13 protein-coding genes are annotated in these 15,679 nt (G+C 43.4%); 8 read left to right on the top strand and 5 right to left on the bottom strand.

The window, feature by feature from the left end; genetic code table 11:
• Positions 1 to 112 precede the first annotated feature (112 nt).
• Positions 113 to 565, top strand: a complete 453-nt coding sequence (locus tag CXF62_RS08150; protein ID WP_102093802.1) for a GNAT family N-acetyltransferase — start codon at positions 113 to 115, stop codon at positions 563 to 565.
• Between the two features lie 83 nt (positions 566 to 648).
• Here the strand turns inward: CXF62_RS08150 and CXF62_RS08145 are convergent, their stop codons facing one another.
• From CXF62_RS08145 to CXF62_RS08130, 4 genes are all read right to left on the bottom strand, one after another.
• Complete coding sequence (locus tag CXF62_RS08145) at positions 649 to 933, bottom strand: pyrimidine/purine nucleoside phosphorylase (protein ID WP_102093800.1); 285 nt, start codon at positions 931 to 933, stop codon at positions 649 to 651.
• A gap of 77 nt (positions 934 to 1,010) precedes the next feature.
• Positions 1,011 to 2,106 (bottom strand): peptide chain release factor 2 gene (prfB, locus tag CXF62_RS08140; RefSeq protein ID WP_102078362.1). Its coding sequence is split into 2 segments (ribosomal slippage): positions 1,011 to 2,033 and positions 2,035 to 2,106, totalling 1,095 coding nucleotides; the frame shifts between segments, so codons are not numbered across the junction.
• Positions 2,107 to 2,231: 125 nt separating this feature from the next.
• The gene (locus tag CXF62_RS08135) at positions 2,232 to 2,933 is read right to left on the bottom strand and encodes an HAD family hydrolase (RefSeq protein ID WP_102091165.1); all 702 of its coding nucleotides are present in this window, start codon (positions 2,931 to 2,933) and stop codon (positions 2,232 to 2,234) included.
• 158 nt (positions 2,934 to 3,091) lie between these two features.
• A complete protein-coding gene (locus CXF62_RS08130) occupies positions 3,092 to 3,628 on the bottom strand; it encodes a gamma carbonic anhydrase family protein (RefSeq protein ID WP_102093799.1) in 537 nt (178 codons plus the stop codon).
• Positions 3,629 to 4,130: 502 nt separating this feature from the next.
• On the opposite strand from CXF62_RS08130, the gene carA reads away from it, so the two are divergent.
• The 4 genes from carA to CXF62_RS08110 all read left to right on the top strand — a co-directional run bounded on the left by carA (position 4,131) and on the right by CXF62_RS08110 (position 10,961).
• Positions 4,131 to 5,372, top strand: a complete 1,242-nt coding sequence (gene carA / locus CXF62_RS08125) for a glutamine-hydrolyzing carbamoyl-phosphate synthase small subunit (RefSeq protein ID WP_102093797.1) — start codon at positions 4,131 to 4,133, stop codon at positions 5,370 to 5,372.
• 153 nt (positions 5,373 to 5,525) lie between these two features.
• A complete protein-coding gene (gene carB / locus CXF62_RS08120) occupies positions 5,526 to 8,789 on the top strand; it encodes a carbamoyl-phosphate synthase large subunit (protein WP_102093796.1) in 3,264 nt (1,087 codons plus the stop codon).
• Positions 8,790 to 9,119: 330 nt separating this feature from the next.
• Complete coding sequence (gene greA, locus CXF62_RS08115; RefSeq protein ID WP_057760725.1) at positions 9,120 to 9,596, top strand: transcription elongation factor GreA; 477 nt, start codon at positions 9,120 to 9,122, stop codon at positions 9,594 to 9,596.
• A 471-nt stretch (positions 9,597 to 10,067) separates the two neighbouring features.
• Positions 10,068 to 10,961 carry a hypothetical protein gene (locus CXF62_RS08110; RefSeq protein ID WP_228153199.1) on the top strand — a complete coding sequence of 298 codons (894 nt, stop codon included), beginning with the start codon at positions 10,068 to 10,070 and terminating at the stop codon, positions 10,959 to 10,961.
• Between the two features lie 189 nt (positions 10,962 to 11,150).
• On the opposite strand, the gene CXF62_RS08105 is transcribed toward CXF62_RS08110, so the two are convergent.
• Positions 11,151 to 11,702, bottom strand: coding sequence for a hypothetical protein (locus CXF62_RS08105; RefSeq protein ID WP_102093794.1), 552 nt, complete (start codon positions 11,700 to 11,702; stop codon positions 11,151 to 11,153).
• A 245-nt stretch (positions 11,703 to 11,947) separates the two neighbouring features.
• Between CXF62_RS08105 and CXF62_RS08100 the strand changes: the two genes are divergently transcribed.
• The 3 genes from CXF62_RS08100 (at position 11,948) to CXF62_RS08090 (ending at position 15,637) form a co-directional block, all read left to right on the top strand.
• Positions 11,948 to 13,216 (top strand): putative DNA modification/repair radical SAM protein, encoded by a 1,269-nt coding sequence (locus CXF62_RS08100; RefSeq protein WP_102093793.1) that lies wholly within the window; start codon positions 11,948 to 11,950, stop codon positions 13,214 to 13,216.
• 75 nt (positions 13,217 to 13,291) lie between these two features.
• A complete protein-coding gene (locus CXF62_RS08095; RefSeq protein ID WP_102093792.1) occupies positions 13,292 to 14,164 on the top strand; it encodes a TIGR03915 family putative DNA repair protein in 873 nt (290 codons plus the stop codon).
• Positions 14,165 to 14,314: 150 nt separating this feature from the next.
• Positions 14,315 to 15,637 carry a glycosyltransferase family 4 protein gene (locus CXF62_RS08090; RefSeq protein WP_102093790.1) on the top strand — a complete coding sequence of 441 codons (1,323 nt, stop codon included), beginning with the start codon at positions 14,315 to 14,317 and terminating at the stop codon, positions 15,635 to 15,637.
• Positions 15,638 to 15,679: the final 42 nt, after the last annotated feature.

Here is a 15,679-nt window from a genome sequence, read left to right as displayed (position 1 = left end):
CACAGACAAAGTGTAATCGATGTGTAAAATAAAATTGAAATTATGGATGCTAAACGATGCGTTTGTGAGGCATAATTTAGCACTACTCACGACTTAAGTTTATTAAAATAAAATGTACCCTTCATCTGTAGAAATAAAACCCCTAGCTCGCGCCGATTACGACTTTTGGTTAACATTATGGCAAAGCTACCTAACCTTTTATGAGACCAGTTTGCCCATGAGCACGACTGATACAACATGGCGCAACTTGCTCAATAACGACGTCGCTACTTATGGAATTGGGGCGTGGAAGAATGGTACATTGGTAGGTTTTACCCATGTCGTAATACATCCAACGTCTTGGAGTAGTACGGCATGTTGTTATCTACAAGACCTCTATGTCGATGAGTCTGTACGTGGACAGAGCATCGGACGAATATTAATTGAAGCCGTATATGGTTTTGCTGATGAAAAAGGCTGTAATCACGTTTATTGGAAAACTCAAGAAAGTAATGCTAATGCACGCCAACTGTATGACAAAGTCGCAAGCTTAACGGACATGGTGCAGTACCGTAAAAACTTATAGTTTTTTATAGTTCGGAAATAAAAAAAGCCAAGCATCAAATACTTGGCGTTTTTCGTTTTGATACTGCTATAACTTAGAAGTCATTATTTACCGTATACACATAGATAAGCGGTTTCGACGTCTACTTTTACTTGGAACTTCTGATTGGCTTCGACGGTAAACTGCTTGCCAGCGTTAAAGGTTTGCCACTCATCACTCTCTGGTAGCTTGACAGTCAATGCACCGCTCACCACACTCATGGTTTCAAATTCACTGGTGCCAAACTCATACTCACCAATTTCCATAACGCCGACAGTTGCAGGCTTAGTAGCCGTTTGAAAGGCAATAGAAGTCACTTTATCATCAAAATAATTATTAACGCTTGGCATAATTTTCCTTAATTAAATATTGGTTACTATTTCAATTAGTTACTATTTTAAAACGGCTGCTTATTTAAAACGGCCTTTTACAGTCCTGCTTTTAAACTCGCTTCGATGAACTGATCGAGGTCACCATCTAGTACGGCACCAGTGTTAAAGGTTTCAACACCCGTACGCAAGTCCTTGATACGAGAGTCATCGAGCACGTATGAGCGAATTTGACTGCCCCAGCCAACATCAGACTTACCGTCTTCTACCGCTTGCTGTGATTCCATACGTTTTTGCATTTCAAGCTCATAAAGCTTAGCACGTAGCATCTTCATGGCGGTGGCTTTGTTACCATGTTGACTACGCTCATTCTGACAGGTCACTACCACGCCCGACGGCTCATGGGTAATACGTACCGCAGAATCTGTCGTGTTTACGTGCTGGCCACCCGCTCCAGATGAGCGATAGGTATCGATACGCAAGTCAGCTGGATTGATATCAATCTCGACGTTATCATCTATTTCAGGTGAGACAAATACCGCTGCAAACGAGGTATGACGACCATTATTACTATCAAATGGTGACTTACGCACCAAACGGTGGACGCCAATCTCGGTACGCAACCAACCAAACGCATAATCGCCTTTGATCTCAATCGTTGCCGACTTAATACCAGCCACGCTGCCTGAAGATACTTCAATCACATCTACTTTAAAGCCATGAGCTTCTGCCCAGCGCGTATACATGCGTAGTAGCATTTCAGCCCAATCTTGCGCTTCAGTACCGCCACTGCCCGACTGAATATCTAAGTAGCAGTTATTTGGATCCATCTCACCGCTAAACATCCGGCGGAATTCTAAATCAGCAACACGTTTCTCAGCGCTATCTAGCTCGCTCTGCACGTCGGCTAGCAAGGACTCATCTTCTGCTTCGACTGCCAACTCTAGCATGGCAGACGCGTCTTCTAGTGTGGTTTCAAGAGAAACCACCACATCGATGACACCATCAAGGTGACTTTTTTCTTTGTTGATTTTGGTCGCGCGCTCTGGATCGTTCCATAGCTCAGGGTTTTCTAATTCCAAATTGACTTCTTCTAAGCGTTCTTGCTTACCATCGAAGTCAAAGATACCTCCGCAAATCCTGCCCACGCTCTGATAAATCTTTAATTTGCTCTTGATACGGATTGATTTCCATAAATGTTCCTGTTTTTCTAATAAAAATAAATAACGAATGTGGCGCTATTTTAAATGAGATTGAGACTAAACGGTTCACTAATTAATGCTATTGCCAATGTTGCTACTATTATTAGATTGGACAGTCTATATTGACCAATCTTCTACTGCCCAGCGATGTGCCAAAGCATGCGCATGTAACGCATCATCAGGTGATACGCAAACGGCCACATCAGCCCATTCGAGTAACGGAATATCATTTTTGGAATCTGAATACGCATATGTTTTTTCAAAGGTAATGCCAGAGGCTTGCTGTTTATTTAGCCATTTATCCAAATGGTATATTTTGCCCGCTTGGAAGTTTGGTCTGTCAGTTAGCTTACCTGTGTAGCGATTGTCTTTGATCTCGAGTGGCGTTGCCAATACATTGGCAGCTTCAATACCAAACCGCTTAGCAATGGCCGATACCACAAAATCATTGGTCGCAGAAATAATTACCACATCGTGTCCTTGCTCAATATGCTGACACAATGCTTCCATCGCTTTTGGGCGAATATGTGGCTCGATTTCGCTTTTGATATAGTCTTCTCTTAGCTCATCAAGTCTATCAAGCGGCAGACTGCTTAAAAACTGCGCAACGAATTCATTATACTCTGTCGCGTCTAGCGTACCTTCGATATAGTCATTATAAAACTTCTGATTGGCAGTGCGGTACTGCGCCTCATCGACAAGGTCATGCTTTACGATATACTCGCCCCAGAGATAATCGCTATCGACATCAAGTAATGTATGATCTAAATCAAATAATGCCAGCTGTTTTTGTTTTGTTTGTGCTTGATTTGCCTGCATGGTGAGACCTTATCGTTGGTTGCGAAAAAATATGAATCGTTTAATAAAATTGGGTACAGTTATCTACTAAAGCTGAGCACATCACTTAAATAGCATGTAAACGAAATAAGCCTGTACCTTGTAATCTATCCCTTTAGAATTGCTTAGACTATTTACCTTTAGTCAGGCATCGCTATTTCTGTTAAGCCTGTTTTAAACTTTTGACAACGCTCAGCATAATGTAGCGCTGACATTTTTAGCATCGCTGCTTGCTCATCTGTTAGCGTCTTGACTACTTTTGCAGGCGCGCCCATCACTAGCGAGTTATCAGGAATCACCTGACCTTCAGTAATCAAGGCTTTCGCCCCTATCAGACAGTTTTTACCGATTTTGACATTATTGAGCACCACAGCACCAATACCAATCAAGCTATTATCACCGACTTCACAGCCATGTAGCATAGCCAGATGGCCGATAGTCACGTAATTACCGATTTTCACCTTAATACCTGCATCGGTGTGAATCACACTATTTTCTTGTACATTACTATAGTCACCGATATGGATACGATCGTTGTCACCGCGTATCACTGCACCGAACCAAATATTGGCTTGATGACCTAAATATACATCGCCCATCACTTGCGCTGAATCTGCTACCCAACCGTTGAACGGTGCAGCAAATTCAGGGGTTTTGTCTAAATACTGATAAATCATAACGACTCCTTGTCATCTTCATTATTGTTATAACAAACGATTATAAAAATTGGGTCTAGCGCTGCGCTGTCCATTGTGGCAAAGCCAACTGCGAAAATCCAGCGCTATCAATATACGCTTAATGTCGAATTCGATAAAAGAGAAAGGAGTTAATATCCGCTTAGGCTATTTTATAAAGTGAATATATTTATAAAGACCTCATTATTAGCTATGAAATGACTATTAATCCAGTAAATCGGCTAGCTATAACCGTCTATTTTGTATATAATACGCAAAATCTGTGCCTAAGCGAGCGGACATGATGCAAGTTACCTATTCACTATCTAGTGGGTTTTGTAGTTTTCATCAATAATGTCTTCTCGCTTTTTTGTGGAAAATTTTTGTGTATCGCCCTTTTTTTACTTTTATATGACAACAGTCAAATGCCGTAAATAAAAGGATACGGAGCAATTTTAGACCAACAAAACACGATGGCACTCACCAATAACAGCGGAGGCAATCCTTGAATTCATCGGCAGAAATACAAGCAATTTTGGCACTAGCAGACGGTACAATCTTTCGCGGTGTCAGTATCGGCAGCCTAGGTCATCGTATTGGTGAAGTGGTATTTAACACAGCCATGACAGGGTATCAAGAAATCCTAACCGATCCAAGTTATGCCCGCCAGCTGGTGACTTTGACTTACCCTCACATCGGTAATACAGGCACCAATAGCGAGGACACAGAATCTGGCAATGGCCACAAAGTATGGGCAGACGGTCTTATCATCCGTGATGCCACTATGGCAACCTCTAACTTCCGTAACTCAGAGTCACTTAGCAACTATTTGCAGCGTAATGAGACAGTGGCTATCGCTGAAATTGATACCCGTCAGCTAACACGTCTATTACGTGATAAAGGTGCACAGAACGGCTGTATCATGACTGCATCAAACGGCGAGACGATCAGTAGCGACGATGAGCAAAAAGCGATTGAGTTAGCAAAAGGCTTTGCAGGCCTAAAGGGCATGGACTTGGCAAAAGAATGCTGCACTAAAGAAAACTTCGAGTGGACAGCAGGTACCTGGGATTTATCAGACACCCTACTCAACCGTGATATCCCTGGTAGTCATGATAGTGGTACTGGCGGCTTCTTTAAGCAACTCGGCACTCATATCGATTCTAAATACAACGTCGTCGCTTATGACTTCGGTAGCAAAACAAACATCTTGCGCATGCTCGTCGATCGCGGTTGTCACGTAACGGTTGTCCCAGCACAGACCCCTATCGCTGATGTGCTAGCGATGAATCCAGATGGCATCTTCTTATCAAACGGCCCTGGTGACCCTGCAGCTTGTGATTACGCTATCGATGCGGTACGCCACATCATTGAGCAAACTGACGTGCCAACGTTTGGTATCTGCTTAGGCCATCAGCTGATTGGTCTGGCTAGCGGTGCAAATACTATCAAAATGAAAACAGGCCATCATGGTGCCAACCATCCAGTACAAGATTTGGCGACTGGCACGGTTATGATTACCAGTCAGAACCATGGTTTTGCAGTCGATGAAGACACGCTACCTGACAACGTTAAATCTACTCACCGTTCACTGTTTGATGGTACTAACCAAGGTATCGAACTGACCAACAAGCCAGTCTTTAGCTTCCAAGGTCATCCAGAAGCCAGCCCTGGTCCACATGACTGTGCGCCATTGTTTGATAAGTTTGCTGAGATGATGGCAGCGTCTAAAACTGCCCAAGCGTAAACGGTTGATTATAACTACATAATAAGTAAACGCTTGAATTGTCCATAGCGGTTCAAGCGGCATTAAATCAAGCACTGCAAGTATAAAACGCCATGAGCGTTATCAAAAATAAAGATTACTCAAATTATCATCCAAACGAAGGTAGCTCGAACTATGCCAAAACGTACCGACATAAAAAGCATTCTTATCATTGGCGCCGGCCCTATCGTCATCGGCCAAGCGTGTGAGTTTGACTATTCAGGCGCACAGGCGTGTAAAGCACTAAAAGAAGAAGGCTACCGCGTCATCTTGGTCAACTCAAACCCAGCGACCATCATGACCGACCCTGTCATGGCTGACGCGACCTATATCGAGCCGATTACTTGGCAAACCGTTGAGCAAATCATTGCCAAAGAACGTCCTGATGCCATCTTGCCAACGATGGGCGGACAGACAGCACTAAACTGTGCGCTAGAACTAGACAAGCACGGTGTATTGACCAAGTATAACTGCGAGTTGATTGGTGCAACCAAAGACTCAATCGAAATGGCAGAAGACCGCAACTTGTTTGATAAAGCCATGAAGCGTATCGGCCTTGAGTGCCCTCGCGCTGAAACGGCTGAAACCATGGAAGAAGCCTTTGCTACTCAAGAAAAAATGGGCTATCCATGTATCATTCGTCCATCATTCACCATGGGCGGTTCAGGCGGCGGTATCGCTTATAACCGCGATGAGTTCATCGAGATTTGTGAGCGCGGTTTTGATTTGTCTCCAAACCATCAGCTACTCATCGATGAATCATTGATTGGTTGGAAAGAATACGAGATGGAAGTGGTTCGTGACAAAAACGACAACTGCATCATCATCTGTGCCATCGAAAACTTTGACCCAATGGGCGTGCATACTGGTGACTCAATCACCGTCGCGCCAGCACAGACTTTGACGGATAAAGAATACCAAATCATGCGTAACGCATCACTCGCGGTATTGCGTGAGATCGGTGTAGAAACGGGTGGCTCAAACGTACAGTTCGGTATCAATCCTGATACGGGCCGCATGGTTGTCATCGAGATGAACCCACGTGTATCACGCTCGTCTGCCCTCGCCTCAAAAGCCACTGGTTTCCCGATTGCCAAAATCGCGGCAAAACTGGCGATTGGTTACACGCTAGATGAATTGCAAAATGATATCACGGGTGGCAAAACGCCAGCGAGCTTTGAGCCTGCACTTGATTATGTCGTCACTAAGATACCGCGTTTCAACTTTGAAAAATTCCCACAAGCGGACAACATCCTATCGACGCAGATGAAATCGGTCGGCGAAGTGATGGCGATTGGTCGTAATTTTCAAGAGTCTATGCAAAAAGCACTACGCGGTATGGAAACAGGTGCAGATGGTTTCGATGAGCAAATCGACTTATCAAAAGTCAGTGCTGAAAAAGCACGTAGCGAAATCATCAATCGCTTAACCATTCCAACACCTGATCGTATCTACTACGTTGCTGATGCATTCCGCGTTGGTATGAGTGTCGATGAGGTATTTAATTACACCAAGATTGACCCATGGTTCTTGGTACAAATCGAAGACATCGTGAAAACTGAAGACATCGTGAAATCACTTGGCTTTGGCGGATTGAACGAGAAAAATCTACGTAGCTTTAAACGTAAAGGCTTGTCAGATTTGCGTTTGGCTAAATTGCTTGGTATCTCACAAAAGCAGCTACGCAAAAAGCGTTGGGATCTAAACGTCTATCCAGTCTATAAGCGTGTTGATACCTGTGCAGCAGAGTTTGCTACTAGCACGGCTTACATGTACTCGACGTACGATAGCGAATGTGAAGCGAATCCAACAGACAAAAAGAAAATCATGGTTATCGGTGGTGGTCCTAACCGTATCGGCCAAGGTATCGAGTTTGATTACTGCTGTGTACATGCAGCGCTTGCCATGCGTGAAGATGGTTACGAGACCATCATGGTCAACTGTAACCCTGAAACGGTTTCCACCGATTATGACACTTCTGACCGTTTATACTTTGAGCCAATCACGTTAGAGGACGTGCTAGAAATCGTCCGTATTGAAAACCCTGATGGCGTGATTGTACAGTTCGGTGGTCAAACGCCATTGAAACTTGCTCGTGCACTAGAGTCAGCAGGCGTTAAAATCATCGGTACTAGCCCAGATGCAATCGACCGTGCCGAAGATCGTGAACGCTTCCAGCACATGATTCAGCAGCTGAATTTAGTACAGCCATCAAACGCTCTAGCGACCAGCTTAGAAGACGGTTTGGTTAAAGCAAAAGATGTAGGCTATCCATTGGTTGTACGTCCATCTTATGTACTAGGTGGCCGCGCGATGGAAATCGTCTATAACGAAGACGAGCTAAGACACTATCTACGTACTGCGGTACAAGCATCGAACGAAGCGCCTGTCCTACTAGATCGTTTCTTAGATGATGCTATCGAAGTCGACGTAGACTGTGTATGTGATGGTACTGATGTCGTCATCGGCGGTATCATGCAACATATCGAACAGGCTGGCGTTCACTCAGGTGACTCAGCATGCTCACTGCCACCATACTCACTGTCTAAAGAGTTATGTGACGTGATGCGCGCACAGACAGTCGCTATGGCAAAAGAGCTAGGTGTTATCGGTCTGATGAACGTACAGTTCGCGGTAAAAGGTGAAACGGTATATATCCTAGAAGTGAACCCACGTGCTGCACGTACAGTACCGTTTGTTTCTAAGTGTATCGGTACTTCGTTAGCACAGGTTGCTGCTCGCTGTATGGCTGGCACTTCGCTTAAAGATCAAGGCTTTACTACTGAGATTGTCCCAGCATTCTATGCGGTCAAAGAAGCGGTATTCCCATTCGCCAAGTTCCCAGGTGTTGACCCAATCTTGAGTCCTGAGATGAAATCAACGGGCGAAGTTATGGGCGTGGGCAAAACCTTTGGCGAAGCATTCTACAAGGCCATTATCGGTAGTAATGAGCGTCTGCCAGGTCTACCGACTGAAGGCGAGACAAAAACGGTCTTTATCTCAGTTCGTGATAGTGACAAAGCCCAAATCGCTCCGATTGCTCGTCAGCTTGCAGACTTTGGCTTTAAGATTGTCTCGACCACTGGCACGCAAAAAGTACTGAGCGACGCTGGTATCGAAAGTCAGCAAATCAACAAGGTCACTGAAGGTCGCCCGCATATCGTTGATGCCTTGAAAAACGGCAAAATCGACCTTATCATCAATACTACTGAAGGTAAGCAAGCTCAAGAGGATTCGTTCTCTATTCGCCGTAGTGCGCTACAGGGCAAAGTATTCTACGTCACCACGTTAGGTGCCGCTGATGCCGTCTGCAAATCTTACGCGATTGACTTACCGTTTGATGTCTATAAGTTACAAGATTTGCATGAGCAAGCAAAGTCTATTGACGTGGCTGAATAATTTCAGTAGATTAAGCATAACCGTTAGGCTTGCCTAAAAGCTCACTCAAGTATCGTTGTTTGCTTTAAATATAGCCAACCATGCTTGAGGAACGATACCTTTACCGTGATAGACCTAAAAAGCATAGTGGCTAAATTGCGACTATGCTTTTTATTACGTAAGCTTAAGTGCGACTATGCTTGAATTTAGGTGAGATACACTCATAAATGATGGCCAACTTATTCATTACATCGTCTTAATTATCACTCTTTTATATTTTATATCCATTGCAACAACACTGACACCATCTCATTATGAGGTGGTGTGGTGTTATTGGTTTAAGGAAAAAACATGCAACGTTACCCAATGACTCCGCAAGGACACGCGGCTCTAGAAGCCGAATTAAAACAGCTAAAAAGTGTCGACCGTCCACGCATCACAGCATCGATTGCTGAAGCACGCGAACACGGCGATTTGAAAGAAAATGCTGAATACCATGCTGCCCGTGAGCAACAAGGTTTTTGTGAAGCACGTATTCGTGATATCGAAGCCAAACTTGGTGGCGCTCAAGTCATCGATCCTTCGACACTGCCAAAAGAAGGCCGTATCGTGTTTGGTGTCAGCGTCGTGATCGAAAACATGGACACCGAAGAAGAAAAACAATACAAAATCGTTGGTGATGATGAGGCTGACTTTAAAGCTGGCAAAATCTCAGTCAACTCACCAATCGCTCGTGGTCTGATTGGTAAGTTCGAAGGTGACGAAGTGCGCATCGAAACGCCAAAGGGCGTGGTTGAATATGAAGTCATGAAAGTTATATACGACTAATAACTACACTGCGTTCTAATCTAGAATTTTGATGTTCTCAAAGATAGACAGTTCGAGAAATGACTTTTAGATAATAGTTTTTATGAAAATGATTGTGACTAGCGACTTAGTTATGCAATTCCATAGATGAAAGCCGTACTACACATAAATAGCATTTATACCATTTCGGTTACATAATGCTGCTTTTATCCATGATTTGTTTTGGCGCATAATTATTTGAGTTTAAGGGCACAACAGCTTCAATATTAAGCCTATTCAATAAGAAATATTTAAGATTGAATAGCTTTTATACAAGTTAGCACTGCTGCGCTCTTACTAAAAATAATGATGGTCTGATCGCATACATAGGCTAATATCAGCACTACTACCCTCGTTATTTGGCATATTTTTCGGTGTCATTTAGCGGGGGTTTTGTTCATCTAAGCATTATCTATTGTTGTATTACTTACTATTATTTTTGAGGAGTCTTTTATGATTATGAACAATAGTTTTCAAGCATCAACTGCTAAAACAACTATGGCAAAAAATGCAACTATACCTGCAATTCTAGCAGGTATCATGTTGGTCGCATCATCGGCCAATGCTGCCCCTGAGATTGCCATTAGCTCATCTGCGAGCGGTAGCACCACTGTTGTTGAGCAATACTCTGATGGCAAAACTGCTACGATTACGGCGACGCCAAACGGTATCATCATGCAAGACGGCATGCCGTACGCGGTAACTCAGGTGACCACTGTGCCACGCTATGTCATGCGTCAGTCTCCTGTTGTCCAAGGTACGACGACCGTTACTAGCGTACCAGTGACTAACTCTATTACCAATAAAGTCACTAAAGTAGATGTGATTACTACGCCTGCCAGCAGCGTGACACAAGTACTACCTGTCGCAACTAATGTCACCCCGCCAGTGATTACGCAGCAGCCAGTGACCAATCAAGTAACGACAACGACGACCACGTTAGATACCTTGCAATTGACCCCGACTTTTAGTACGCCTGGCGTGGTCAATGCCAATACCAAAGTGATAAAAATTCTAAAAAATGCTGATGGACGTGAAGTTGCCGTTCCTGCCAATCATATTGACCCTGGTGACGTGATCGAGTATCACACCACTTATACCAATACCACGGCACAGCCAGTCAATGACATCAACGCCATGATCTCATTACCAAGTGGCGTCCAGTTAGTCTCGTTGAATAGTCCTCTGCCGACACTTGCTACCACTGGCGGAGACAGCTATCAAACCATTCAGCAAGTTGGCAATACGGTGGTTGCCCAAGAAAACTACTCTGGTCTAAAATGGAACTTGGTGAACTTTGACGCCAATGCGGCCAAAACCGTGGTCATACGTGCCAAGGTTCAATAAACATTAAACTGTCGCGTATTATTATTTAACGGTTATCGGTATATGTAAAAGGTCTTGTGGACTAGTCAGCTAGTCGACAAGACCTTTTTTGTGTCGGCGGCTTGGTTTTGAGTGTGGTAAAGCACTGCTTTAAGCTTAGGATATAAATGCTTGATGCAGTGGCAGAAATAGATGAGCTTTTAGAGAAGATCATTTTTCTTTATACAGAATAGGCCGATTAATTAGATTATTAAGTTTTGTCATAAAAAAGATAAAACCAAAACCAAAGATTGACGTAGTGAGCACTCTTATCATGTTTTGATCGAACATTAGGTTTTTGGTATCTTCGTAAGTTATTTGCAGATCTTCCTCTGATTCTCTAATGTCTAAGCTGACTAATTGCGGTAAATTATTCGATACGCCTAAAAAATTGGGCTGATAGTACCAACCAACTCTTGCGTACTTGCCAAGCCTAGGTTCAAGGTATGTAGGACCCATACATGACCCAGTATTAATAAAGCCAAATACATTATAGCTACAGCCGTAAAGCGTTATTTGTTTAGGATTTTCGATAGATTGCAAGGCTATACTAAATCCCTTATCAGTGATAATTCCTTCACTGTATTGTAGCTCCGACTCCTGCGGAAAATCTCTACCCTGCCATTCCAAAAAATTGAGTGCAATGAAAAAAGATATAAACGAGACATTTAGAAACGTATCGAACTTTTGAGACGCTGATTTTTCTTTAAATTTTTTGAGCATAAAATTTCTCTAAAAGACCCTTTTATGGAATGTTTGAAAAAATCTATATTTACCCTTAAAAAGTGAATATATTAAGCCACAGAGTTTAGCCTTTAAATAAACCTCAAACTACTGTTTACTATATTAGACATGAATCATACGACACTATTTGTCGTGTTGTTTTTAGAATTCTCCTATTAATACAATGACTTAATGAGTATTTTGGTAAAATAGTCTTTCATCAATTAATTGGTAAAACGCGACTTATGGCAAACATCAATTATGAAAGATTACAGGGCAAACTCAATATCTTGGCTGATGCTGCCAAGTATGATGTTTCCTGCTCATCCTCCGCTGGTACTCGTAAAAACCAAGGCGGCGGATTAGGCGATGCATCAGCAACGGGTATCTGTCACAGTTATACCGAAGATGGTCGCTGCGTCAGCTTGTTAAAGATTCTTTTGACCAATCACTGCATTTACGACTGCGCTTATTGCACCTCGCGCAAGAGTAATGACACGCCACGCGCTGCTTTTAGTGTCGAAGAAGTCGTCGATTTGACCATGCAGTTTTATCGCCGTAATTATATCGAAGGTCTCTTTCTCAGCTCTGGTATCTTCAAAAGTGGTGACTATACGATGGAGAGACTGGTCGAAGTCGCCAAACTCTTGCGTACGCGCGAACGCTTTAATGGTTACATCCATCTAAAGACCATTCCAGGTGCGTCAAAAGAACTGCTGCTAGAAGCAGGATTATATGCGGATCGTTTGAGCGTCAATATCGAGATTCCGACCAAATCAGGGTTGGCGTTGCTTGCGCCAGAGAAATCACATGACCAATTAAAAGCCCCGATGGAGACGGTAAAAGAGGAAATCATCACCATTCGTGAAAGCCGTAAAACTCATAAAAAAGCGCCTAAGTTCACGCCAGCAGGTCAGACCAGCCAAATGATTGTTGGTGCGAGTAACGAGACTGACTTGCAGGTGATTCAGCTATCGAGTCACTTCTACAAAACGTATGATCTCAAGCGTGTCTATTACTCAGGTTATGTACCTATGCTCTCTGACAATCGCTTGCCTGCGATTGGAACGCCTGTGCCGATGGTACGGGAGAATCGTCTGTATCAAGCAGATTGGTTAATGCGTTTTTATGGTTTTGGTGCGCATGAGATTGTGGAGCCGGAGTCACCATTCTTAGATTTAGACTGCGATCCAAAACTGGCTTGGGCAATACGCCATCGCGAGCATTTCCCAGTCAATATTCAGACAGCGACTTATGAGATGATTCTACGTATCCCAGGTATCGGTACAAAGACTGCTAAAAAAATCATCAAAGCACGTAAATTCAATCAATTGACGCTATACCATCTAAAAAAGATGGGCGCTGCGGTCAATCGTGCTAAATACTTCATCGCGACCACTGGCAAAAACGAACACCTTGCACATCTAACACGCGATAATTTCCGTCAGTATGTATTGGCTCAAACGCAAACCAAATTTAACGATCAGCGTAGTGGGCAGTTGGCTTTATTTTAGAATGGCTCTAGATAGCATGTGTTAAAAAACCTGCTATCTCGCTACTGTATTTATGATAGAAATGTAGGATAAAACATGTCAACACTTATGCAAAATGACTCTTACGCTGTCAGTCAATTGACGCCTAGCATTGTACTGTATGAGCCTAGCTTTGAAGGTTGGCTGAGTGCGGTGTTTTATGTCTATGCCAATCGTCTACAAAACGATATGTCACTAAAGCTAACTGCTCAAGATTGCTATGTGCCCTCACTCATCGCTCAGGCAACTAACGTGGCAACTGATGAGGATAAAGCCGAGCGCGTGTTGGTCAAATTAAATACCTTATTGGGTCGATCAGGTATGCGAAATATCTTGTGGGGTTTTTTATCAGAGAAGGACGATATTGGCACAACATTGTTTCGTGTGGTCAAATACGCCATCGACTACCCTAGCCGTCAGATCATGCAGGATTTGGGTAATTTGGACGTGCTTGAGCTGGTGCAGACAGTCAAATCGGTCGGCCGTGAGAAACACCGTATGGAAGCGTTTGTACGTTTTGAGCATACGGCTGATGATATTTATTTTGCACGTGTAGAGCCTGATTTTAATGTACTGCCATTGATTGGAGAGCACTTTCGTCAGCGCTATCAAGATCAACACTGGGCGATCTATGATCTAACGCGAGGCTATGGCATCTATTATGATAAAAGTAATAGCACACCATCACGCCCAGCAAAGCTGCAAACCATCACCGACCTCGATGATGCGGTACTACGCAATCCTGCCAGCATCCATAGTCCTGATGAGCAGCGCTATCAAAAGTTCTGGCAAGGTTACTTTACCAACGTCAATATCAAAGAGCGCAAAAACCCTAAGCTGCATAAGCAATATCTCCCGCAGCGCTACTGGAAATACTTGAGTGAAAAACAAGTGCTGCCCAATGCTGAGCACTTACAAAAACGACGCTAACGGCTTTTGGTGTTTATTAATCCACGTCTTACGCTTATATAGTCTAAAAACCCCCTATCTGACCTCATCTTTTTATCTTGATGGTTGAGTTTTAATCGCTTTTAACTGACAATAGCAAATTGATATTACTAACCGGTGACCAACGCTATTATGAAAGTTATGCGCTTACTGTCGTCTCTAAAGCATGATGAATCCGAGCGCGGCATTTTTCATCTTGGGCGAGCATTGGTCAAAAATGAGCACACCTCTATCATTGTTTCGAGTGCCGATGAAGACAACGACTTGGTTAGACGTCTCAAACGTGATGGCAATATATACCATCAGCTGCACGTGAATAAAAAGTCCTGGCTATCGCTATTGCAAGTCTCTGCACTGCGGCATTTGATAGAAAAGTACGAACCTGATGTCATTCATGTACATTCACGTACCCCTGCATGGATATTGCATTTGGCACTGCGCCGTGCTCGCGTTAGACGTTTTCCCAAACTGGTCTCGACCATGTATGGTTTTTATCCAATCAATAAATATTCTCAAGCCCTACTCAATGTTGATACGATAATCACCGTATCTGATAGTGTCACTCAATACTTAAAAAAAGGACTGCGCATCGAAGACGTAGATCCTAAAGTCATCACGCGTATCTATCGTGGTATCGATACTCGGCGCTACCCTTATCGTCATAATCCGTCGGTTTATTGGTTACGTCATACCTTTGCTGAATACCCTGAGCTTGAGCACAAAAAATGGCTCGTATTCCCAACTGTCATCGGTAATGAGTACGGGCAAGAGTGGCTCATCGATATCTTGGGTAACCTGCAAGAGCAATTCCCAAATATTCACGTCATTATTATGGATGAAGACTATAAAGACGGCGATGTCGCTCATGAAGATTTTCGCCAACGTACTAATAGCTTAGGTTTAGCTGAACGCATTACCTATGTGGGTAGCAAGCGCAATGATATGCGAGAATGGCTATCGGCGGCCAATATTGTCATGGCACTTGCTAATGAGCCCGAGTCAATCGGTATCAATGCCCTACAAGCCATACATCTAGGTACGCCAGTTATTGGTTGGGATCAAGCTGCCTTTAGCGAGATTTTACAACCGCTCTACCCGCAAGGACTGGTAAAAAAGTACAATGCCAATGCGCTTTGTAAAGCGGTTAGAAATCAGTTAGAAAGTGTGACGCGTCCTGAAATGACCAACAAATTCACCATGCGTGAGATGATTGAAAAGACGCTTGAAGTCTATCAAAGCTTACATGATGCGGCGCTTGCCGAAGAACAAGCCGAAGCAGATGCTATTGCGGTTCGACGCATCAAACGCAGTTTAAAAAAAGCATCTAAACCTGCCCTGAATGTCGCTGTGAAAAATATCGAACCTGTTGCTAAAAATCCAAAAATAAAGCTAACCAAAGAAAAATCGAAGGCAACGGATAATGTCGATACGACAGAAACAACTGAAGACAATTAACCACTGTAGACACTCTCCAATCTCATGATACCAAACCTCGCC

Source organism: Psychrobacter sp. MES7-P7E (genome assembly GCF_002863645.1).
Lineage (GTDB): Bacteria > Pseudomonadota > Gammaproteobacteria > Pseudomonadales > Moraxellaceae > Psychrobacter.
This window is presented reverse-complemented; position numbering and strand designations above follow the sequence as displayed.